This window comes from Novosphingobium sp. CCH12-A3 (genome assembly GCF_001556015.1).
Lineage (GTDB): Bacteria > Pseudomonadota > Alphaproteobacteria > Sphingomonadales > Sphingomonadaceae > Novosphingobium > Novosphingobium subterraneum.
In genome coordinates this window covers 1-22,383 of the sequence record NZ_LSIA01000235.1, presented here as the reverse complement: position 1 = coordinate 22,383, position 22,383 = coordinate 1, and the positions used below count along the sequence as shown (strand labels likewise).

At 62.5% G+C, this 22,383-nt stretch carries 22 protein-coding genes; 1 reads left to right on the top strand and 21 read right to left on the bottom strand.

Annotated features, from left to right (window positions below; translation table 11 throughout):
- Positions 1-4 precede the first annotated feature (4 nt).
- The 4 genes from AX703_RS19035 to AX703_RS19020 form a co-directional block, all read right to left on the bottom strand.
- Positions 5-652, bottom strand: coding sequence for a hypothetical protein (locus AX703_RS19035; RefSeq protein WP_062346302.1), 648 nt, complete (start codon positions 650-652; stop codon positions 5-7).
- 75 nt (positions 653-727) lie between these two features.
- A complete protein-coding gene (locus AX703_RS19030; protein ID WP_231735623.1) occupies positions 728-1,333 on the bottom strand; it encodes a hypothetical protein in 606 nt (201 codons plus the stop codon).
- Between the two features lie 113 nt (positions 1,334-1,446).
- Positions 1,447-2,076: a hypothetical protein gene (locus AX703_RS19025; protein WP_062346300.1), complete on the bottom strand. Its 630-nt coding sequence runs from the start codon at positions 2,074-2,076 to the stop codon at positions 1,447-1,449.
- On the bottom strand, positions 2,036-2,443 hold the full coding sequence (locus AX703_RS19020; RefSeq protein WP_062346298.1) for a hypothetical protein: 408 nt from the start codon (positions 2,441-2,443) through the stop codon (positions 2,036-2,038). The genes AX703_RS19025 and AX703_RS19020 overlap by 41 nt, the downstream gene beginning before the upstream one ends.
- Before the next feature lie 330 nt (positions 2,444-2,773).
- Between AX703_RS19020 and AX703_RS19015 the strand changes: the two genes are divergently transcribed.
- Entirely contained in the window at positions 2,774-3,289 is a 516-nt protein-coding gene (locus tag AX703_RS19015) for a MucR family transcriptional regulator (protein WP_062346296.1), read from the top strand.
- A 791-nt stretch (positions 3,290-4,080) separates the two neighbouring features.
- Here the strand turns inward: AX703_RS19015 and AX703_RS19000 are convergent.
- The 17 genes from AX703_RS19000 to AX703_RS18920 form a co-directional block, all read right to left on the bottom strand.
- The gene (locus AX703_RS19000; protein WP_062346295.1) at positions 4,081-9,225 is read right to left on the bottom strand and encodes a helicase-related protein; all 5,145 of its coding nucleotides are present in this window, start codon (positions 9,223-9,225) and stop codon (positions 4,081-4,083) included.
- A 118-nt stretch (positions 9,226-9,343) separates the two neighbouring features.
- Positions 9,344-10,543 carry a hypothetical protein gene (locus AX703_RS18995; protein ID WP_062346294.1) on the bottom strand — a complete coding sequence of 400 codons (1,200 nt, stop codon included), beginning with the start codon at positions 10,541-10,543 and terminating at the stop codon, positions 9,344-9,346.
- Positions 10,544-10,587: 44 nt separating this feature from the next.
- On the bottom strand, positions 10,588-11,067 hold the full coding sequence (locus AX703_RS18990; RefSeq protein ID WP_062346290.1) for a hypothetical protein: 480 nt from the start codon (positions 11,065-11,067) through the stop codon (positions 10,588-10,590).
- Positions 11,068-11,132: 65 nt separating this feature from the next.
- Positions 11,133-11,405 carry a hypothetical protein gene (locus AX703_RS18985; RefSeq protein WP_062346289.1) on the bottom strand — a complete coding sequence of 91 codons (273 nt, stop codon included), beginning with the start codon at positions 11,403-11,405 and terminating at the stop codon, positions 11,133-11,135.
- Positions 11,402-11,677 carry a hypothetical protein gene (locus AX703_RS18980; protein ID WP_062346288.1) on the bottom strand — a complete coding sequence of 92 codons (276 nt, stop codon included), beginning with the start codon at positions 11,675-11,677 and terminating at the stop codon, positions 11,402-11,404. The genes AX703_RS18985 and AX703_RS18980 overlap by 4 nt, the downstream gene beginning before the upstream one ends.
- Before the next feature lie 64 nt (positions 11,678-11,741).
- Complete coding sequence (locus AX703_RS18975) at positions 11,742-11,963, bottom strand: hypothetical protein (protein ID WP_156452128.1); 222 nt, start codon at positions 11,961-11,963, stop codon at positions 11,742-11,744.
- Positions 11,964-12,132: 169 nt separating this feature from the next.
- Complete coding sequence (locus tag AX703_RS18970) at positions 12,133-12,891, bottom strand: PRTRC system ThiF family protein (protein WP_062346286.1); 759 nt, start codon at positions 12,889-12,891, stop codon at positions 12,133-12,135.
- Positions 12,881-13,540 carry a PRTRC system protein A gene (locus tag AX703_RS18965; protein WP_062346285.1) on the bottom strand — a complete coding sequence of 220 codons (660 nt, stop codon included), beginning with the start codon at positions 13,538-13,540 and terminating at the stop codon, positions 12,881-12,883. Before AX703_RS18965 ends, AX703_RS18970 begins: the two co-directional genes overlap by 11 nt.
- Complete coding sequence (locus AX703_RS18960; RefSeq protein ID WP_062346283.1) at positions 13,540-14,358, bottom strand: PRTRC system protein B; 819 nt, start codon at positions 14,356-14,358, stop codon at positions 13,540-13,542. The genes AX703_RS18965 and AX703_RS18960 overlap by 1 nt, the downstream gene beginning before the upstream one ends.
- Before the next feature lie 8 nt (positions 14,359-14,366).
- Positions 14,367-15,458: a hypothetical protein gene (locus tag AX703_RS18955; RefSeq protein ID WP_062346450.1), complete on the bottom strand. Its 1,092-nt coding sequence runs from the start codon at positions 15,456-15,458 to the stop codon at positions 14,367-14,369.
- Positions 15,459-15,534: 76 nt separating this feature from the next.
- Positions 15,535-15,741 (bottom strand): PRTRC system protein C, encoded by a 207-nt coding sequence (locus AX703_RS18950; protein WP_062346282.1) that lies wholly within the window; start codon positions 15,739-15,741, stop codon positions 15,535-15,537.
- A 47-nt stretch (positions 15,742-15,788) separates the two neighbouring features.
- Positions 15,789-16,223: a PRTRC system protein E gene (locus AX703_RS18945; protein ID WP_062346280.1), complete on the bottom strand. Its 435-nt coding sequence runs from the start codon at positions 16,221-16,223 to the stop codon at positions 15,789-15,791.
- A 37-nt stretch (positions 16,224-16,260) separates the two neighbouring features.
- Positions 16,261-17,880 carry a PRTRC system ParB family protein gene (locus AX703_RS18940; RefSeq protein WP_062346277.1) on the bottom strand — a complete coding sequence of 540 codons (1,620 nt, stop codon included), beginning with the start codon at positions 17,878-17,880 and terminating at the stop codon, positions 16,261-16,263.
- An 86-nt stretch (positions 17,881-17,966) separates the two neighbouring features.
- Positions 17,967-18,683, bottom strand: coding sequence for a toprim domain-containing protein (locus tag AX703_RS18935; RefSeq protein ID WP_231735622.1), 717 nt, complete (start codon positions 18,681-18,683; stop codon positions 17,967-17,969).
- A 386-nt stretch (positions 18,684-19,069) separates the two neighbouring features.
- Positions 19,070-19,552 carry a MarR family transcriptional regulator gene (locus AX703_RS18930; protein WP_062346274.1) on the bottom strand — a complete coding sequence of 161 codons (483 nt, stop codon included), beginning with the start codon at positions 19,550-19,552 and terminating at the stop codon, positions 19,070-19,072.
- Positions 19,553-19,859: 307 nt separating this feature from the next.
- Complete coding sequence (locus AX703_RS18925) at positions 19,860-21,242, bottom strand: integrase family protein (RefSeq protein WP_082734684.1); 1,383 nt, start codon at positions 21,240-21,242, stop codon at positions 19,860-19,862.
- Between the two features lie 393 nt (positions 21,243-21,635).
- A complete protein-coding gene (locus AX703_RS18920; protein ID WP_231735621.1) occupies positions 21,636-22,319 on the bottom strand; it encodes an NAD(P)-binding domain-containing protein in 684 nt (227 codons plus the stop codon).
- Positions 22,320-22,383: the final 64 nt, after the last annotated feature.

Sequence of the window (22,383 nt, the reverse complement as noted above, 5' to 3'; positions counted from 1 at the left end):
TCCTTCAGGCGACGAGGCGATCGAAAGCGGTGTCGGACGGCGGAAGATGGAGGTCGCGGCGAATACGGGCCGCGAACCGCGCAGGCCGGATCAATTCCTCGACCGACGCGAAGTTGTTGCGCTCGCCGATATGGTCGTTGCGGCCTGTGACCTTGCGGAACATGACTTCGCGGCCCGGCCCCATAAGGCCAAGACTGAGCTGGACGTAGATGCTCGCTCCGTGCAGCGTGACTTCACCCGAAACCGCAGCGCCGCCGCGGTTTACCGAGATGCCGTAGCTATCTTCGGTCAGGCCGAGCGCGTCGGCAAGCGCCCGCAGCGCCTTGCGGGCATCGGAATGGAACAACTTCTTCGCGCGTTCGTCATAGGCGACGCCTTTGCGGGCCAAGGCAATCAGCGCAGGCTTGCGCCGGAGGTCGGCGATGGCGTCCATGCAAGCGCGACGCAGTTCAACATTGGAGCCCTCGATTTGCGCGGCGATCGCGCCGAGATGACGGGCGAGCAGGATGACGGCTGGATCGCCATCCTGCGGCCGCCCCGCGTTGCGGCAATCCTCGATGGCGGCATTGAGCGCATATAAGGCCGTGGGCAGCGTGATCAGCGTGGAAGGATCGAGCGCCTGCTGAAACCGAAAGGCGATATCGTAGGACATGGAGAGATGCTCCTGAGGCTTGGACGCATCATCACGCCCGCCTCAACACCTCCCCCTTCCCTTCAACCGGATGGGTCACCACTCGAAACAAGGCAGCCGATCAGTGGCGGGAGCGTCACGGTCGAGCAGCAGATAGGTGCAGCCCTGATCCCGTGCGAATGTCAGCGCATGGAAGAGATCGTCGGGGATCTCCAGATAGTCGCCGAATGAGGACCGCAGCGCACATATGAACCAGCCATAGTGGGTATCGGCGACGCTGACGGGGCGATCGGATGGATCGAGGGTCAGCCATTTGTCGATCTTTACCGTCGTTTGCCATGAGATATGGCTTGAGGAGAGCGCCAGATAGTTTCCGGTTTCGAGACCGTTGGCATCATCGTCAAAATCGGGGTCGATCAATTCAATGCGGCTGGTGAGCTGGTCTTCCTGATGGCGATCGAAATAATCGCGCACCAGTGTTTGGGAGTCGAGAAGAGCTGGATCGCGTGGGTCGTTGATCTCGGCCCATTGCGTCCGGCAGAAGACCGCCACCTTATTCCGTAGCGCCTTGTGGCTGAGGGCGACGGCGACGCTGGTGCCAGTGCCATGCCCGATAGTGGCCAAATGGACGGCAACGGACCATGGTGCCGGCCTCTGTTCGATGCAGGCGATCGCGGCATCGAGATCGGCAACGACCTCCATGTCGGCGTCTGCCCGATCAACAGAGGCTGAAAGGGCCGTCCTGGCACGTGTCAGCAAGGCGACGTGTGCAGATCGCGTATGATTTATCATGGAAATACCCCTCTTTTCGCGTCCTACACTATTGGGCCGATCTGGCTCGGCGTACTCGTCAGCAGTCCGTCGACAATGTCGCAGGCAAAGGTGAAATCCGCCTTTGGGTCATCATGCCCTGGCTTCATCCCGAGAGCGTCATGGAGCGCATCCGCAAGGTCCTCATGATCAAGGCAGCCCGCGTCTCCGACGACGGCAATGCGTGCCTCATGAGCATAGGGACGGTCGATTTGAAGTTCGATGAAGCAGGTCCCCGGATGGCTGTGGAAGGACGCGATACGACCGGACAGAATGGTCGCGCCGGCTCGCTGCGATGCTTGCGCAAGACCCGTGTCGCGGCATAGCTTCAGCTCGTTCTTTGCCGCGCGGAAGATATTGATGCGGGCGGCCCCGTCAGCGTAGCTCGCAATCCGGCGCGCGGCGTCCGCGATCGGCCCTTCATGATCCGCATCGATGGAGGCCATTTCCTCGGCCAGCCAGTCGCGGACTAGGCGGACCTTGTCGGCATAGGTTTCGTCGCCGATCATAGCGTCGTCCCAATAGGCTGTGGCGATGGTCAGCAATTCTGCGGCGCCATTGCGATCCGGGATATGCCGGAAGTCCAGTTCGGCCTCATCGAGCGTCTTGTTCGTTGGATGTGCGGTTCGTTCCATCCTTAACCTCCGGTAGGGCAGCCCGGATCCTCTCGACCCAGGCCCCTGGATTGTTGTGATGTTCAAGGAATTCGTGCGTCCATTGGAACACGGTTTCTGTATCGGGCTCGACCATGCTGAGGGCTTCGCCGTACTCGGGATGGTGTGCGCCTTTGCAGCTGTTCTTCATGAAGATGAGCGCCCCTGCGCACATCGCCCGCGCGACTGTCCCGTCACCAGGAATGGTCTTGTGGCAGGGCAGCGGCGGTCCATCGAACTGGATCTGCCGGGTGAAGTCCTCCGGTTGGTAGCCCCCGAGCCATCCCGCGGGATGGGTGCGCCGCCACGGGCATTCGTTGCACGGCGTGGTGAGGACGGCCTTAGTCACGGGCGCACCCGAACGCGTCGGTCGGATGTCTCGCGGTCAACGTCGAGGCGATAGGCCAGGAACGGGCGCGCGACAGATACGCGGGCGCGGGAGCATGTGATGCCATTGGAGTTCTCCGCAGGGAATGGATGGAAGATCGGCCAGTCCGTGCCCAGTCGCACCATCAAGCCGCCCTCAACCCTCCCCCTCTCCTCCAATCACCAAGGAGTAGATCGGCAATTCGGCAGAGATGGCTGTCGTGCTCACGGAAGTTTCTGGCAGCACCAATTATCCCTTGCTATCGGCAAGCGTCGTCCGCAGTCCGCACGTCCCACCGGAAAGAACAATTCCATGACCGAAAGCGTCGATCCGACCGAAACGCTCATCACGCTCACCGCCGACATCGTGGCGGCGCATGTGACCAACAACAGCGTGGCGGTTGGTGACCTGGGCCAATTGATTCAGAATGTGCACTTTGCGTTGAGCGCCCTGGGACAACCCAAGGTGGAACCTGAGGTCAAGCCAGAACCCGCGGTTTCGATCAGATCATCGGTGAAGCCAGAACACATAGTCTGTCTCGAAGACGGAAAGAAACTCAAGATGCTCAAGCGTCACTTGATGACACACTATCAGATGACGCCCGACCAATATCGCGCGAAGTGGGGTCTTCCTTCCGATTATCCGATGGTGGCCCCGAACTATGCCGAGCGGCGGCGTACGCTGGCGAAGTCGATTGGCCTCGGCCGCAAGCCCCGAACCCAGGCCCCGGCGAAAGCGCCTGAAGCTGCAGAACTAGTCAAGAGTCCCGCAAAGACGCCGATCGCTCGCCGTCCGCGCAAGAAGGCAGCCAAAATTCCACCAGCTTGACCCGCAGCGTTCGCACGGCGCAATCACCTGTGATGGGTAATAGCCGCGTCCACTGATCCCTGCGCTCAAGCCATGCAGTGAAGCCCGCAGTGCGGAGGGCGTCAGGTTGTGGGTGTCGCTGCCCTTTCAGAGAAACGCGTGCTTTTTCGTGACGATCTCGGTATCGACCGTTAGGATGTCATTCCATATTTGTGGATGCGATGTGCAAGGAAGGCAAAAAGGGTCTTATGACTCCGATCGACGGTATTGCCTGGATCGATTGTCGCGAACAGCGGCCGCCAAAGCCTTCAACACCCTTTGAGGTATACTTAGTGTGGGTGGTTCAACTTCACGAAAAAGCCACGGGCATGTGTGCCCTATGGCAATTCAGCCGTGAAGACAACGATTGGGTGCCCCTCCCGAGGGGAATCACAGGCGCCGAGCAGATCGTAACCCACTATAGTGAGGTATTGCAGATACTAGGGTCTCCTCCCCCCCAACCGGATGGTCCTCGCGGCAAGGACTTTATGTGAAGCCATACTTGTTCCTTCACCGGGGAAGCACGGTCCAGGCTAGCTGAACGCGGGACTGACATCACGGCTTGACCGACCGCAGCACCACCGACAGCAGTCTGGGCGAATCACCAGCAGGAATGCGAACGATCGCCCGCTCGCTCATCGAAGCCAACGACCTGGCCCAGGCCATCGAGATGATGTCGAGACCCCCCTGCGCCGTGGCCCACGGGGTCGTTGAGGTATGGCCCCTGGAGGAACCGTCATAGGCCGATTGCGATAGGAGGCGCCGCCGACCGGTCAAGCCGCTTGGGGCAAAGACGTGTCTTCGTCGGTTCCCTGTTCGACCAAGGGCGCTCCGTCCTCGTTCCCTGGCTCGAATTCGCCCTTGGTGTTCGCCAGTTCGGCCTTGAGTTCGGCGAGTTCCTGGAGCTTCTCGTCGAGCAGTGCGGCGTCAGGGAAGAGCTGGCCCACACGCGCCTCGAACGCAGGGAGCCGTCGTTCGTGGGCCTGGAGCGTCGCTCTGATGGTATCGAGATCGGTATCGAGATTGCGAATGGAGGAGTCGATCCGGCCGACTACCGTGCTCGGCCGCGTCTTGTCGGTGACTTCGAATTTGTCGTTCTCACCGTGATGCTGCATCGCGACCACGGTGCAGAGGTAGCGTTTTCCATCGGTGTTCAAGGCCTCGTAAGCCGACATTTCCAAGTCGATGCCGTTGACGGTGCCGAGCGTCCAGCGCGCCTCGGTGCCGTCCTTACGCATCCGGTTGGCATATCCTAGGATGCGTTCGCCGACGGCAGTGCGATCGGTAATTTTCGTGCCGTCGCAATCGAGCAGAAGCGCGTCGCCGCCTGGGAGAACGCGCCGGGCAATATCGGCTTCCAGCAGCGCAATCTGCTTGTGGCAATCCTCGATCTCCCGGGTCGTTCGCCTGATGGTGCTGCGGATATTGTGCTGATCGTCAATGTGAGCATCGCGCAGGCGCTGGAGCCGCGCGACCTCGGAGTCGAGACCGGCTTTGCGCATCAGCCGGTCGTCGCCAGACGCGAGGGCCTTGGCCAAGGCGAACTGGTTGACGTTGGAACTGACGTCCTCGATCCGGCGGATCGAGCGGTCGCCCGACATGGCCATGTTGATGAAGCGGGCCTTGCGCTCGAGCATCTGCCAGTTGGTCGCGTCCATCGAGCCGCTGGTGGCATAGCCGTAAAGCTCGATTTCGTCGTTCTGATTGCCCTGCCGCTCGATGCGCCCTTCCCGCTGCTCGATATCGGATGGCAGCCAGGGAACGTCGAGATGATGCAGGGCTTTCAACCGCTGCTGCGCGTTGACGCCGGTGCCCATGGTCGCCGTAGACCCGAGCACGAACCGCTTGCGCCCCTGGTTGAGGTCATTGAACAGCCGCTGCTTCGCGCTGTTTTTCTTATAATGCTGCATGAAGGCGATCTGATCGGCAGGGACGCCCATCGCGACAAGCCGATCGCGGATCCAGACATAGGCGGAGAAGCCTCTTGTTTCGAGCGCCGCTTCGGTGCCGAGATCGGAGAAGATCATCTGCACAGCGCCGGGCAGCGGATAGGGCTTGCTGGTTTCCGGATCGTTATAGCAATAGTCGGCCGTCTCTTCCCAGATGCGATAGGCGTTCTCGATCAGGAGATTGAGCTTGTTGCCCTCCTCGTTTCCGACGCCGGTCTCGACAAACCGCAAGTCGATTGCGGAGTGTCGTCCATCGGTGATCACCGACAGGAGGATGTCGTCGCCCTTTTGGGGGCGCCCGTTGCGGTTCTCGATCGCCTTGATGCGCTGAGCCAGCACGCGCTGATAAGCTTTGAAGGGCGCGCCCGACTTGGCGACGACGATCTGCCGCTTCCCGCCCTTGATGGTCGGAAGTTTGACATACTGCCGCAGATCGTCCTTCAGGACGACATCGGCGACCGAGCGATACATCGCCATCAAGTCGGCGACATTGACGAATTCGCAGAAGCGCGTGACCGGCTTGTAGCTTCCGCTCGGCTGAAGTTCGAGTTCGGTGCGTGTATCCCCGAAAGCGGCCGCCCAGGCGTCGAACTCGTGCAATCCCTTGGCGTGGAGCTCCTCGGGCTGCATGAAGCGTTGCAGCGTATACATTTCGCCGAGCGTGTTAGTGATCGGGGTTCCCGATGACAGGATCAGTTGGCGTCCGGGATTGATGTCGGCAAGATATCGGCTCTTCACGAAGAGATCCCACGCACGCTGGGAACCGGCCGGATCGACGCCTTTGAGATCGCCGAGGTTCGTCGCGAAGGTCAGCTTGCGGAACTGCTGGGCCTCGTCGACCAGGATCTGATCGATACCGATCTCACCTATGTGGACGAGATCGTCCTTGCGGGCCTTCAGGTTGTCGAGCTTGCTTTTCAGGCCCTCCTTCAGACGCTCAACACGCTTGCGGGACACGCGGTCCTGATTGTCGATGCCGGTGATCAGGACCTCGTAGCTGTCGAGCTGATCTTCGATGAGCCGCTTTTCGAACGACGTCGGCGTCGGGATGAACTTGAAGGCATCATGGGTGATGATGATCGCATCCCAGTTGCCGGTCGTCGCGCGCGCCAGGAATCGCTGCCGCTTTTCCTTCACGAAGTTCGTATCGTCGGCGACCAGGATGCGTGCCGTCGGATAGAGCATCAGGAATTCGCGCGCGATCTGCGCGAGGCAGTGGTTGGGCACAGTAATCATCGGTTTGTTGGCAAGACCGAGACGACGCTGCTCCATCACGGCGGCGCACAGGCTGAAGGTCTTTCCAGCGCCGACCGAATGGGCGACATAGGTCGCTCCCGACGAAATGATGCGCCAGACGACACGCTTCTGGTGGTCGCGCATCCTGATGGTCGTCGAGGCGCCGGGCAGCTTGAGATGCTGCCCGTTGAAGCTCCGGGGCACGAGATTGTTGTAGGCATCGTTGTAGATACGAACGAGGCGATCGGCGCGGTCGCTATCCTGCCAGACCCAGGTTTCGAAGGTCGACTTGATGCTTGCAAGCTTTTCCTTCGCGGCTTCGGTATCCGTGACGTTGAGTTCGCGGCGCTCCGAACCGTTCTCGTCCCGATAGGTGTCGTAGATCTTGGGGATATGGGAATTGAGGGCGTCTTCGAGCAGGTCTCCCGCCCCGCGCCGTGCCGTACCCCAGGTCGAGGACGAACTGGCCTGGCCCTGGAACGGGGCCTTGTCGACCGTCCAGCTCGCGAGCTCGACGGTATGACGGATCGTCGTGTCGACCTCCATGATCTCGGCAATGAAGGTCTCGATGACATCGACGGGAATCCAGGGTGCGCCGAGGCGGGCCGTGATCTCGCTGGGCTTGAGATCGACCGGCTGGACCGCTTCAAGCGCGCTAACAGTCGCCTGGAAGCGCGGATCGGTCTCGGCCATTTCGCGGGAAAGCGCGAGCTTGGTGCGGACCGGCCCGGAAAGCGCTTCATCGGCCGTGACCCAGTTGTCGAAATGGGGCGTGCTGCGAACGGGGTCGAGATAGACATCGCCGGTAAGGTCGGCGAGCGCCTCGGCCTCGGTGACGCCGAGCATGTGGGCGATCAGGGGGATATCGACGCGGCCGCGCTCGTGGAGCGTCAGCGCAAGTGCGTCCTGCGCCGAGTGGATTTCCTGGACGACGGGCGGCTTGACGACGCGCTCGCTGAAGATCGGACCCGGCACGCCGACGTCGCTGATCTCGTCATAGGCCTCGATCGACGCGACCAGCCAGACATCGGGGTCGTCGAGGAAGGGCTGGAGATTGGGGCGGCGCTGATATTCCTTCTCGGCGCCGGTTTCCGGATCGGTGCGGATGCTGGTGATGGTGCGGTTGATCGGCCCGTATTTCCTGGTGAACTGCCGGTATTGGGCGAGCAGCTTCTCCTGGGAGGCGGCATAGGGCTGGTCATTGAGCTGGGCGCGCAGAATCGCGCGGACGGTATCGCGGATCGGGATGAGGCCCTTGATGATGGCGGCGTGCTTGGGAAAGAGGCCGGTGCCGCCGCGGCCGGATTTCACGCCGACGACGGAGGGAATGCCATTGACGATCTGGTTCAGCACGCCGCCCGAGACGAGATAGCTGCCTTCCTTGAACTCGGCTTCGTCGGCCGCCGTCCCGACTTCCACGCTCGTCGTGATGTCCAGCGTGTCGCGTAGCGATGCCGTGCGCTCGATCGGTTTGCAGGCGCCTTCATGCTTCGATGCGATCGCGGACAAGGTGGCCGCGAGTGTCGCGCCTACGTCGGCACCGGCCTCTGCCGCGCAATTATAGTCCATACCGAACTGGCCGTTTCGCCATTCATGGCGGCCGAGCACATGGTCGGGATTGTCGAGAAAATAGCGATTGATCCTAAGCGGCCCCTCGCCCTCATCGCTGTCGGGCACCTCGCCCAGCTCGATCCATTTCTGTGGCCGCCACGGGAGATCGGGCGCGTGTTTCTGGAAGAGAAGGATATCGACAACGACGTCCGTGCCCGCCTCGTCCCGCATGGCCTTGGCCGGAAGGCGCACGGCGCCGAGCAAATCCGCGATGCCCGCAATATGATCGCGCGCCTTGGGATCACTCTTGTCGAGCGAATATCGCGACGTCACGAACAGAGCGATGCCGCCCGGCCGAAGTTGCTCCAGCGATCGCGCGATGAAGAAGTCGTGGAGTGACAGGCCGAGCCGCCCAAGCTCGGTCCGGTTGCGGATGGAGAGATTCGAGAAAGGCGGGTTGCCGATGGCAAGGTCGAAGTCGGCCGAAAGCGAAGCCTTGTCGAAATCGATGCAGCGGATCACCTGGTTGGGATAGAGCGCCTTCGCGACCCGGGCGGTGACGGGGTCATTCTCGATGCCGACGAACACCGTATCCTTCCATAGCGTGTCGGGCCGAAGCCCCATAAAAAGGCCGCTGCCGCATCCCGGCTCGAGCACCTGGCCGCCGGTGAAGCCGAGGGTCCGGGCGGCGTTCCACATCGCCCGGATAATATATTCGGGCGTATAGTGGGCATATTGCGTTGCGCGTTTGAGCGAGTTCAGCTCGGTGTCGGTCGTTTCCTCGACAAGCCTCCGTCCGAGGTCTTCCCAGCCCTCGCGATACTCGTCTCCGCGACGGGCGAAGACATTGTTGGCAAGGTCGGAGGCGCCGAACCCGATGAATTTGGCGATTGCCTCCTGCTCGTCCGCCGTCGCCGGCCGCCCCTCGCGGTCAAGCATGTTCAAGAGCCTGATCGCCTCGATATTATCCTGGGCGCGGCCCTTCCAGGAGGCCGCCAGGGTCCGGCCTCCGGCGAAAGAGAAGTCGATCGAGGCCGGGTGCGATGGTCCGGCGGTGTCGACGACGGCCACCGAAAAGAGCGTCGGCTGCTCAATGGGAGGTAGGACCGTCTTGGCGGGCGCGATCGGCTGGTCGAAGTCGAGGCACAGCTGGAGAGCCAGCGCGGATGCACTGTTTCGCATGGATGCTTCCTTTTTTGGGTTTCGCGGGCGCGGCGTGGCGGCCCAGCGGGATGTCAGGCTGGTCGGGTGTCAGGGCGTGGTGAGCAGCCGAGCGTGGGGCGTCGGTTGAGGCGCTGCTTCAGCCGAGGCGAAGCGACGCGGCATATTGGCGCAGCAGGTCGGCCATCGCGGCTCGGGCATGGGCCTTGTTGCCGATCACGATCTCGGGATGGAGTTCCTGCCCAAGCGGGGTGCGGTAGCCATGCGCGAGGCCGCCGCTTGCGTCCTCGACGATAATGCGGTGACCGCGATGCTGCGCCGGTCCGGCATAGCGGGCGGTGAAATCGCCGAGGCGCCCCGAAAGCCCCGCGGCCATTTTGCTCCAACGAATATGGCCGGCGGCGAACTGGTCGCCGGGCGCGCGGCCACGGGCGAGCCACAGGCGGAATTGCGCACGCTGCTGGAGCACCGAATTGCGAGTTCTCTCCATCGTTCGCACGAGCGGCAGGATATCGGCGTCCGCGTCGAGCCGCCTGAGTTCCGCGTCGTCGGCCACTACCAGAAGGTCGGTATAGTCGCCTTGACGCAGGCGCTCCCGGAGCGCAGCTCCATCGTCTGGAATCACGCCGATCGTCGCCGAATGGGGTCGCAGTCCAGACTCCGTCCCGATCACATAGAGCGTCGCGTCTTCATGTCCGGGCCGTGCCCGCAGCATCGCGAGAATGCCGATCGCCCCGGTCTCGCGTTCCGACGCTCCAAGGATAAGCAGCCGCCGAGGCCATGAGACGGGCGCCGGAGTGTCGGTCGGGCCTGGCCATTGGCCGGGAAGCGGTCGTGCGACGCGCGGGTTGTCAGGGCACTTGAATTCAGACGGCGCAGCCGCGAAGGATCGACGGGCGACGTCGAAGATGTCGTCGGGTTGGCCACCACCATCCAGGAACCCCTGATGGTATGCCGGTCGGCGAACATCCGGTTCCCCAGCGCAAGGCGGAGACGGCGGCCGGGATTCCCAGCCTGCCCGACCAGCATAGAGTCCGTTGGCGTAAGCGACCGCGGCGTCCCAATCATAGCCATGAACGTCACGAGCATGGAGGATGGCGGGGTTTCGGCTGTCGGTGCTGCCTTCGGCGATCTGGCGTTCGATGCAGGCGAAGTTCGTGGACTGGCGCTGCCGTTCGGTCTCCAGTCCGATCGCCTCGTGGAGTGGGCGAAGCGCCTGGACACGCTCGCGGCCGCGCGCCATGCGGGCGTCCAGAGGCGCGTCGTTCGGCAGGTCGGGAAAGCGGCGCCAAGCGTCGGCGAGCGCGTGCGCATGGTGGGCCGGACGGCCGCGCGCCATCCAGCATCCCGCATCGGCGGGATTGAATATCTCCGTCCGGGCGGTCAGCGACTGGCGAGCAGCACGTCGAGGGCGCGAGCGATCACGTCGTCGCCGGCGTCATTGACAATGACAGCATCGGGATTGGTGGCGCGCACGGCGCGGGCGATGATCGCGAGCTGCCGCTTGCGCAGCGGATATTGCAGGATCTGATCGTGTTCGATCGCGATCAGATTGGTGCGGAGAAGGCGCTTGAGGCGCTTGCCCTCGACGGCGCGAGTGAGAAGGTCGCTCACCTCGATCTCAAGATCATGATCGCAGGCGAGGTCGTCGCCAAGGCTGCGCGGGAGTCTATTTGCCGCCAGCCAGGCATTGACTTCGGCCTCGGTCCACCGGCCAACCTGACGATAGAAGTCGGCCCCGCCCGTTCCCTGGTTGCGCGCATGGAAGGCCAGTTCGCCGTCGATCCAGATCTCGGCTGCAAAAGCGGCGGTTTCCTGCGATAGCGCGGCATTGTAGGAGATGCGCCGTAGTTCGATTTTCATGGGAGGTGCTCCAGACTGCTCCACCAAACGGAGCGCCTATCTCCTTCCCCCTCCCCTTTCTTCGGTCAGCGCGGCGCGTCCTCGTAAGGTCGGTATTCCGCATCGTACGAGCAGCTATTCTCGAACTCCGGATCATCCGCTTCGTCGACCAGAAAAGCGGTGATTTCTTCGGCGGGCTCCGCCCCCAGCACCGCGGCGGCATTCGGCAGGAGACGAACAGGGAAAATCCCGCGCCCGACGATGGATTCAGCCTGCCGCATGGCGTCGGCGTGATCCTCGGCGGTCACCGCTATCTTGACCCTGATGGTCGTATAGACATGGACGAAATGCGGTTTCATGCGGGCAGCTCCGACCAGCCACCGGCGGCGCTGATCCAGACCATCCCAACCGCGGCGGGACGCGTCTCGAACCTGTCACTATCCTTGGCGAGGGCATCGCGGACGGTGATGCTGCCGCGGTCGTTGGCGCGCAGCGGCGCTCGTCCGCCGAGCACGATCACGTCGCCGCCCCCGCCTGGCATGTGAACCACGTCGCCGGGTTTGACCTTGGCGGCGAGAACGCGGCCAATCGTATAGTGGAGTGTCCAATCATTGTCGGTAATAGGTGTCATGCGCTCTATCCTTCCAAAAGGGAGAAAGCAGGGACGGGCGGGACTGCTTGGGCGGAGCTAGGTGCTATCCTTCAACCGTGATCTCGTCCGTGTCGAAATCAGTCAGTTCTTCCGGGTCGATCAGTAACTCGGTGTAATCTTTCGCGCCGGGAACCTCCCAAGCATCTGCGCCTTCCCGGGCCATCTCGATTGCCTGTTGCGCCGAAATTTCCGCATTTGGTGCGTCGATCACGATACGTTGATTGACCCAGAGCCGCGCGATCACCTGAACTTCAAATTGAGGCATATTCGTTCTCCTTCAGTCTCGCTCAGCGGTGTCAGCGCGACCCTTGAGTGCGCCGATTTCGGGGGTGAAAGGGGGCGGCACGGATGCGCTGCTATCCAAAGGTGGCCCGTTTCCGGATGGTGAGGCGTCGGCAGACCGTCGAAGACATGCCGTCCGAGCCAGTACGGCTTCAGTCGTTGCGCGGCAGAGGAATCGGGACCGCCTGCCCGCTCGCAAGATTGATGAAACCACCCGCGTGGCCAATGGAGCCTCGGCCGAGCAGATCGAACAGCAGCGCGAGGGCGTGGCTCGCCATGACGCGGTTCACGAACAGCGACTGGCGCTCCAGCGCCTCGGCAACCGAGCAGGACGGGGCATTGTCGTCGGGCACGGTGTCGTCGGCGAGTTCGGGGAAATATTCGAGCACGGTCGGAAGGCGCGCCTTATCCTTCACGGCCTCTCTGCCGGGGCAGCCGATCAGATATTGTCCGTCGTTCGCGCGATTGCCGAGATCCATCCAGTATGGGGGGATGTTCCTTCCCTCGGCAAGCGCTGCTCCGATCGCGCGGCGCGCCGAGGCCGTATCGACGCAGGTTATTAGGATATCGGAACCTTCGAGACCGACCGCGCTGGGCGCCCGGCCGTGAACGGCCTTCCAGCTGAGCCCGTGCGCGAGATTGATCCGCTCCGTCAGCGTGCGCGCCTTCGAGTTGCCGAGGTCGCAGCGAAAGAAGGGCTGTCGGCCGAGATTGGCCTCGGTGACGATGTCGTCGTCGACCACGGTGACATGCAGCGATCGCGAGGAGATCGCGCGCAGCGCCGTGTCGAGCGAGGCGAGCCCCATCAGCATCTGCGCGCCGTTGCCGCCGCAGCCTATGAGCAGGACCTTGAGCGCGCGGTCGTCGAAGGCGGCGGGAAGATAGTGCCGGTTGCTGGTCTCAGGTTTCATGATGATCTCCGGCGAATGGGCTGCGCGGCAGAGGAAGGAACATGCCGCCGGCGCAGAGACGCGATGCCCTTGTCGGGCCGTCAGGCTGGTCCAACCGGCCGAAGACGAGCGATATCTTCGTCGCGTGCGCGTCGTCGGCGTCGTCGGTGGTGCTGAAGAAGGCCGGTCCGGTCCCGTGGCTGTGAATATCGCAGACTATATGCCAATCGGGCGGCAAGACGGGCGTGCGGTAGACGAGGCGCGAGGGTGTGGCCTCGTCGATGACGGGGAACTCCACGGCGAACTCCCGTGTCGCCTCGTTCCAGAGCACGAATGCTGCGGCTTCATTCGGTAGGGCCGCGCGGAGAAAATCCAGAATTGCCTCGAGGTGGGCGTGTGGGACGAGTCCGCACCGCAATTCGGCCCTGGGGGCGCCGGCGTCGCCATAGGGAAGATGCGTGGCGATCGGCGGCGTGACAGGGACATCGAGCGCGAGCCAGGGCCGACGCAGGATCAGCATGACGCCGTCCTTCCCGATGGCGAGACCATGACCGGCGCGGGCAGCGCGAAGCGCGTCGATGGCGGGCGATTGCCCCTGGAGCGGGACCGGGTAGCAGGGCACGTCAGCAAGCAGCGCGGCCGCCGTGGGATCATTGGCGAGCATGGTCATCACCGGACGCCTCCGATCAGTTTGCCGACGGTCATCGCCTCGACCGAGGTGCGCCGCGCCTGCCTGCGGTTGCCGGCGCCGAAGAGCTTGAGGCGACTGACCGGGAAACGCCTCGCCCGGCGGGCGGCCAGATCGTCCCAAAGCCTGATAAGGCCGCCCTTGCCGCCGACGGTGAATTCCTGTCCCGGATTGGGATGGGTCGACCAGCTATCGAACAACGCCTGTTCGAACTCGGGGATGGATGCGGCGTTGAGCGATCTCGGCACCGGGATATTACCCCAGCAGAGTGTTCCGTTGATGAAGACGTTGAGGATCGGCGAGTGCAGCACGCGGGTATCGGCGTTGGGACGCTCGTTCACAGGGAGCGCATAGACACCGAGCGCCGACCGGGTGGCGATCAACAGATGTGCGGGATAGGGAACCGGCACGACCGTTCGTTCGGACAGGACTTGCAAGTCGGCCGGACACCTCGACAGGTCGAAATAGGCCGGGCGCACCTGCTGCGGCACCCACCAGGCGAGCATGTCCGGGTGCGCGACCAGCACATTGTCAGGCAGGAGTTCGGGAACGACAGTCCGCCCCAGGGCCTCGGTCCATTGCCGCAGATATGCGCGCGAGAGCGGGACGCCGGCAGCGATCGTCGGCTGGCCCTGGTCGTCGTGCTCGATGGCGTGCATGCTGGCGAACGCGGCAGTATCTCCGCTGTGTGTGCCATGGGAACTGAAGTTGCGCACCCCGTCGCTCTGATAGAGCAGAATTGCGCCCTTCAGGACCAGGCCGCCGCCGCTGGCTTCAAAATTGGTTGAGTGGTCGGGCATGAGATACCTCACAATTTGGCGGGATCGAGCTGGATCAGCTCTTGCGCGGCGAGCAGGAACCGCACGCCGAGCCGCAGGGACGCGAACCACTCGTCGACGCGGTCCGCATCGGGCAGAGGGCAGAGCCCGGCGACGTCCATGAAGCCCATTTCCATGCCGCCGCGCGCGATGTCATCGAGCTCACGCGCGAACTGCTCGAAGGGAACGAGCGTCAGCGGCGGCAATGATGAGCATTCCTGAAATTCAGGAATATAGTCGTAGATCATCTGAGCATCGAGGTGCCAGGCGTGGCGTTCGGGTGGGAGGCCCCCAAGCGCTTTGTGCGAGGCACGAAACCTGGCCAGCGACTTCCGCAGACCGGAGGGGAGCCGCGCTGATGGCGCCGCCTTGGCCTCGATCATCCAACCGGGTCGACGCGCATCCATGTCCGACGGCAGCGTGATTTCGTCGAGATCGGCTGCATCCATGCCGTGATAGGCAATCAGGCTCTGACGGGCCGCTTCATCGTCGACCTCGCCATCCCAATAATACATCGAAACCTCATTGAAGAGGTCCTGGTAGCCGAAGATCGGAAGGACACGGCCGAGGCACTGCTCGAGCGCCCGATATGCGGCAGCGCGCCAGGGAATGGGCGCATCGCCGGTCTCGATCCACCCGAGGTCGATCTGGCCCAGGCTCTGACAGGTCACGGCGATCGCCGGCGTGCCGTCCTCTTCGCTGTGCAGGACGGTGCATCGCAGGTCGGCCATTTCGACGGGCGCGAGTATCTCGAGCACCGTGGCATTGAACGCCTGTTCGATATGTCGGCGGGCAGCCGCGCGCGTATATAGCTTCGCTGACGTCTCCCGTGTCGCAGCCCAACGGCCGATGACCTTGTGATGTGGCGCCAGGGGTGCATCGAAAATAGCAGGGATATCGCGCGAGATCGCGACGGTACGTCCCGCAAGGTCAGCCGAGCGGTGGGAGACGCAAGCCGGGAGGCGGCTGAAGCCGCTCCGGGGCTTTGCTCTTATCGTTTCGGGGATCGAGGAACATCTGCGCATGGAGCGTTCGAGCCTGGCTGCTGCAGACAGGCTGGGAGAGGTCGGTCGAGTTGCCATCATCGTGCTCGATCCATTCCATGAGGGTTTTGCGGGGCGCCGGCGGGATGGCCGGGCGTTTGCGGGGCGGCATGGGTCAGCCCTTGGTGCCGACCGCACGGCGATATTCGGTGACGTGCGCCGTGCCCGAAACACCGGCATCAACCATCTCGGCGTTGAGGATCGCCGGATAGAGCGTTGCATGGTAGGCGCGCAGGCCCTCCCGATCGTTCGCAAGATGCACCGGCACCGGAAGGTCGATGCCGTCATAACGATAAGCGCGCGTGAGATGATTGATCTGCATGAGAGACCTCCTGGAAGACGGTGATGGATTGGATCGAGCAGCGACCCTCAGAACAGGGTGGCGGGCTGATCCGGCTTTGCGTCGGCGGGCGGGCTGGTCGGCGTCTGGATCTTCGGCGGACTGGTCGGCTCCGGTGGCTTCGCCGCCGCGGTCTTCGCGGATTTTGCTTTCGCAGCCTCGGCGGCAGCGGCCTTCGCATCCTCGTCCGCCTGCCGTTGCTCGACGATCTGGTCGGCGAGCGTCTTGCGCGTGGCGATGAGCTGGCCCAGCGCGCCATCGGCCCCTCTGGCAAGCTCCGCATCGATCTCGGCGGCGGTTGCCGTGATCGAGATCGGCCGGGCCTCGCTGGATTCGAGCGTGGGGGATTTGCTGTCCGCCTTACGAGGGATGATGGTCAGGGTGACGGTTCCGTTGGGGCCGGCGATGAGGTCGACGCCGAGCGAGTAGCGGGAGAGCAACGGGAGCAAGCTTGTAACAAGCATGGCTGTGTTCCTTTGTCTGGGAGTGTGAAAAAGCGGGTCAAGCAGCGAGGTCGGGGACCATCTGGGGGACAGTGCGGTCCGGTGGTGGACCATAGGTGCCGTCGAGGGTCATGGCGCTCGGCAGGCGCCCCGCCCAATCAAAGCCGATGCGATTGAGCATGTCGGTGATGAGCTCGGGCTTCTTCGATGCGAGCATCTTGGCGAACCGCTTCTCGCCGACATGCGCGATCAGGCCGCATTCCTGGGCGATGAATTTGAGCTCGCCCTTGGTGAATCGTTCGAGGAACGCCTGATCGACCTTCCACGTATCGCGCAGGTCGACGTCGAAGACCCTCGCGAGGTCGGCCACATGCTCGAAGCTCGCCACATCCTTGGCGTAGGCGCCGCCGATGACGGAAAGTACATTGGCCGCCCGCGGGTCCGACAGAGCGCGGATAACGGCGATCTTGCCCTTGTAATCGAGGTCCGGGAACGCGGGACCGATCAACAGGCCGGCGCGAGACGTCAGCGTATCGGCCTTGATCTGCGAGAGCGTGCCAGACATCGCGGCGACAAGGATCGTGGTCTGGGCGTGCGCGGCATTGCCCGCGAGGGCTCGGGCGAGCGCCGTTCGCCAGGTCGCCTCGCGAAGGTCGGCGGTGCGGGCCGCGATCGATTTCGCAGTGACGGTCGGCTCGTGCGCGGCGCTACCCCTGCTCGTAGACTTGATCGGGGTTGCAGGCGGCGAGGCAAGCGTCCCGACACTTTCGGATGACGACGCCGTATCTTCCAGACGCGGCTGAGAGTCAGTCGATGGCTTGGCTTCGTCGCTGGCGTCATCATTGTCGTCGTCCTCGACCACGGGAGCGGCCGCGATCCTTGCAGCCTTCGCGGCACGTTCCTCCTGCTCGAAACGGATCACCTCGGCGGCCTCGGTCTTGAGCTGGAAACATGTGGGATTGGTGCAATGGCCGTCGTCGACATGAGTCTCGAAGAGGACTTGCTGGGCAGCCGAGTTGAACGGGCAGGTGGCGCATTCGGTCCTGTCGAAAGAGGCGCTCGCAAGATTGTGCGTGATCCGCATCAGCTCCTTGCGCGTCTCGTTCACGTCCAGGTTCCGACCGAGGATCTGGGCGAGGGCCGTGTCCTGCTTGTCGGCGGGAATGACGGCGAGCAGTTCGGCGTGCCCGACCTTGATCCGGCGTTCGTCGAGCGCGGTCTTTACGGTTTCGGAGAGTTCGGCAAGCGCGAGACGGCGATCGAACTTGGTCCGGGACCATCCGAGCCGGCCGGCGGCCTCGGCGCGATCGTTTCGGCACGCCGCGAGGACACGAACGGCGGCATCCGCCTGTTCCGTCTCCGAAGCGTCGTCGCGGGTATCGTTTTCATCGATCGCGGCTTCGAGCGCTTCCTGGTCGGTCATCTCCCGGATGAGGACAGGCATTTCAAATTCGGCGCCAAAGGCTTCCAGGGCCGCCCTGTACCGGCGCTCGCCGGCGACAATGACGTATATGCCATCCTTTGGGCGAAGCAGTATGGGCTGGATGACCCCGCGCAGCCGCATCGAGGCTACCATTTCGGCATGCTTTTTCTGGTCAAAGTAGCGGCGGGGATTATCCCCCTTCGTGATCCTGGAGAGCGGAAGGTTGGTGAGATGGCTGGGTGGTGGTGCGTTCACGACTGACTCCTCGGGCACGGCAGCGGAATGGCCGCCAAGGCGGCCATTCCGCTGCCGTGCCCGAATATGCGGAGCACACCTGATCTTCAGGCTTCTTGCCGCAACCACCTCCTTCCCCCTCCCCCTTCTGACCGGTGGCGGTCGTTCCAGTCGTTGAAGCCTCCACCGGGAAACAGCGTCTCGATCGTTCGTCCGGGCTGTGCATGGGTCTCGATCGCTCGCCGCGCACCATGACGGCCTGGCGCATCATCGTCGGGCAGCAGGATCAAATGCTCGACCCGTTCGGGCACGGTCACCTGCGACAGCCGATCCGCGCCGAGCGCTGCCCAGACCGGAATCCCGAGCAGGATGTGCGCCGACCAGGCCGTCTCCCAGCCTTCGGCGAGACCCAGAACATTGGACGCGGCTCCGAAACGGACGGCGGCGCCGAGTGGCCGACCGAGCAGACGCTTGGGCGGATCGAGATCATCGGCTGGAAGCCCGGTGCGGGGATCAAGAAACAGACGCTCGAGGGCGATGACGCCGGCGTCGGCTTCGAGAGCGGCAAGCAGCGCAGGGCGGAAGCGGGCATCGGCGCCTCGGCCAAGCGGCACATGATCATGGTATCGCAATGCCGCGTGCGATCCGGTGAAGCCGCGCATCACCGCATATATGCTGGCCGGTGTATCGGTGATCGGGTGCGCCGCCTTCCAGAGCGAGCGGAGCCGGCCAACGAGCTGACGTTCGCGGCCATCGGCATCCATCAATCCAGCTTCAGCGCCGGCCGTCGGGATCGCCAGTCGATCGGTACGGAGCGCGCGCATGACATCGATCGGTGTGCAGCCCGCGAAGCATTTGAAGAGGATACTACGCTCACCGACCCGGACCGAGAGGCTTGGACCATGATCGTCATGTGCGGGGCAGCGACACATGACCCCGCTGGGTTTCCATGCTGCGCCCAGAGATTTGACGATCCGGGCAGCGGCGGCGTGCAGGCGCGGATCCGAACTGGTCCGGGAGAGGGCCATAAGGAATGCTCCGGTTGAGGAACCTGCCTCCTCACCTCCCCCTTTCCTCCGCAGCTGCGGCGTTCACGATCGGCAGAATATCTGCGAGAATGATGCAATGAGCGAGAACATCTGGGATCCTCGCCTATACGCCCAACAGCCGTTTCGAACCGAATCAGGTTGGAGCAAGCCGTGCCGATGGGCTATTTCTGGCACCTACAGGGGCGTGCGTTACGGACATGGGCGGGCATGCAAAATGGCACGCCAGCACCGGCGCCATCGGCATCGCCGTCTCGCCCGCACCTTTTGACGCAATCGTTGCAAGTTTGCGCGTATCCGGAGAGAAGAGCGCGGAACAAATTGTCCATCTTCTCTCGACCGGCGATCGTCAGCCGCACATGGGTGCGGCGCCTGTCGGCAGGATCAGGCACTCGTTCGACGAGCGCCTGCGTCTCCATAACGGCAAGGCAACCGCGCGCAGTCATCTCCGACGCCTTGGACGCGAGCCAAAGGCTCGTCAGCGATGTTTTCAATCCCTGGCTGTCGCGCCAATACAGGTCCAGCAGCATTTCGCTTCCAGGATCTGCGCAAAGCGGCCCGAACATCTCCGCCATCAAAGCTCTTGCTGCGATGATCGACCTGCACAGTGGCGCAAAGACCGCCGGTTCTCCGGTCTCATCCAGCATGGGTTCAATGCGACTATGATGATTCATGGGCCAACGCACTCCGTCCCCTAACGCGGGTCGCCGCATAAAGCTTGCGGTCTCTCCGCTCGGTTGGTTGCCCCTCCGTCCGCAACACGGAAATAAGATGACGAAATCATATGGGATTGTTACATTTAGGCAATCTGCCTTTTGGAGGGGAAAGGGCCTGCCGATCGTGGCGGTAAATCGGACAGATCGTTTGTATTGAAGCCAATGCCTGAGGCACACCGATATTGCTGATTACGTTGCCCGAAAGTTCGATCCGAAAGCTACGCGAGAAAACATCGGTTCAACCAGAAACAGCCTTCAAGTTTTCTCCGGCATGGGCACTGACGCGATCACGCTGCTTTATCGGAACAACATTGCCTTTGGGCTTGAGTATCCGAGCCACCAGCGCTGCTAACTTTCTTAGTGCCGCCGTTTTCTCGGCGAGATAATCATGTTGATCATAGACGCCTTCCACGCCCGGAATCACATGCCCCATGACCCGCTCGGAAATGTGCGGCGAAACGCCGGCTCGAATCATCAGCGTTTTCCCTGTGCGCCGGAGATCGTGCAAGACCCAGTGCGGGATCGGATAGCCAGCGATCTGCTCCATCTTCGCATCAAGAGCCGCCTTATCCTTCGTAAAGCCGTTGATCGGACCTTTGAGGCGTCCTTGGAAAATATAGGGAGCGCTCTGGCTCGTGGGCTGCTTTTTGACGATATCCATGGCCAAGGGAGACAAGCGAATATATTCGGCGTTGCCTTTTTCACGATCTTCGGTCGGAATCGTCCACAAGCCATCTGAAGTGACGAAATCCCGGTGCATCAATCTGAGCTTCTCGCGCCGCTGAAGCGTCAAAAGCAATGATTGGCAAAACGCACCGAAGGTGCCTTGAGCTTCGCAAGCTTGCCAGAATATCCGGATTTCCTCGTCGCTGAGAACACGTTTGCGCTTCCGCTCGGAGGACTTCGTCCGCTTCATCCCTCGCACGATCGGAGACACGAAATCATCTCCTCGCGCGGCATGCCAGTTGAACATCGCGCTTAGCTGGGCGAGCACTGCGTCTGATTGGGTCGCCCCGCTCGCATCTTGGATCGTGTCGAGAAGCTCGGTCACATCGCGCCGCGAAATGGATCCGATCAGGCGATTGCGCCACCGCTCATTGCCGTCGAGATCGTCGAAGATGTAGTGGTCGAATATCCGTTGGATTTCGCTGGCGGACCGCAGCGGCGCGAGTGGCTTGCCGCGACCGTCTTTCTGCCCCTCTTTCATAACGTGGCGCTTGTAGTATTCGGCGAACACTGACGCGATCGTGTCTGGTTCAGTTTCCGGCTCCGGCTCCTGTGCGGGCTTGCCGGGATCTATGCCTTCGGCGATCATCGCCTTCCATTCACGCGCCTTCTGGCGGGCCTCATCCAGAGTGAGTGCGGTCACTCCCTTCTTAACGATGTAGATTCGATCCTTCGCATCCGCCGGTCGGAAATCGCCCAACGCGCGGCGGCTCGGATTACCGAATGTTCCGTCCCCCTCTGGGTAGCGAGCAATGAGCCAGAAAGAGATACGACGCTTCGGGCTGACCCGCACCGTCAAGCCGGATTCCCCGGCATCGAGCCACTCGTCACGCGTTCCGGGGGCAGCGGCCTTCAGGCCTCGCAGCCATGGATCTGAGAATTTTCTTGTAGCCATACGACCTCCAACTGGGCAACAAACTGGGCAACAAATTTATATGGCGCCCGTTGTCACTATGCTCGTAAGGATGGCGCAATATTCCATCTAATGCAATGAAACATAAGGGAATATTTGGGAACATGGTGACGCGCGATTTCGCGAAATTCCGCGATGAGACGCCGAATCCAATTTCTCTTAATCAGCGGGTCCTAGGTTCGAGCCCTAGTGCGTCCACCAAATTCCCCAGTGAAATCAACTATATCCTGGTTTATTTGGTTTAGTCGCGGCTGGCCATCTCGTCGCTAGGTAGCTCTCTAGGTAGCTCGGTAGGCGGCCAACAATTTTCCCCAGCTCACATCGGTTCACCAACTGGGCTGAATAAGTGGCCAGAGTTTCGACCATCTCGGATGGTCAGCCAGGCGACTCGAAAGCTTGCGCCTCAACGAGTGGCGAAGCCAGATCGCGCGCAGTGCGCGCAGCGCCCATAAGTGTCGCTGATCCTGGCCCGGTCCAATCGCCATATCCTGCCAGCCACAAACGTGGCTCCTTGACCGATCTGTGAGCTTCGACAAGCACGCGCCCGTCTTCCTCGACAATGTTCATCGAACGCAGATGTTCAAGCGCGGGCCTGAAGCCTGTGCACCAAACGACGGCATCGACCTTCATCTCCGCGCCATCCGGCCAAACGACGCCGGTCGCGGTCATCCGTTCGAATGGCCGCACGGTCGTCAGATCACCGCGTGCGCGGGCTTCCTTGACCGGCGGGACCATCACGATGTCGCCGATGCCGCCGACAGGCGTCTCGCCTGGCCCTGCCTTCATCCGTGCAACCGCGCGCTCGAACAGCACCCGGCCATCCACATCGTCTGGCAGGAACAGCGGGTCGTGGGTGGTGACCCACAGCGCGCGGGCAACAGGTGCCACTTCCGCCATGATCTGCGCGCCGCTGTTGCCGCCGCCGACCACCAGCACGGTCTGCCCGGCAAAGTCCCTCGGCCGGGCGTAGTGCGCGGAATGGACCTGGGTGCCTTGGAACAGTTCGCGTCCTGGCAGGTCGGGAATATGCGGATGCGACCATGTACCTGTTGCGCTCACGACATTCCTGGGGGCGTTTGCGGGAGGGGGCGGAATCCTACGCCAAGCTCGCCCAGATAGCCGG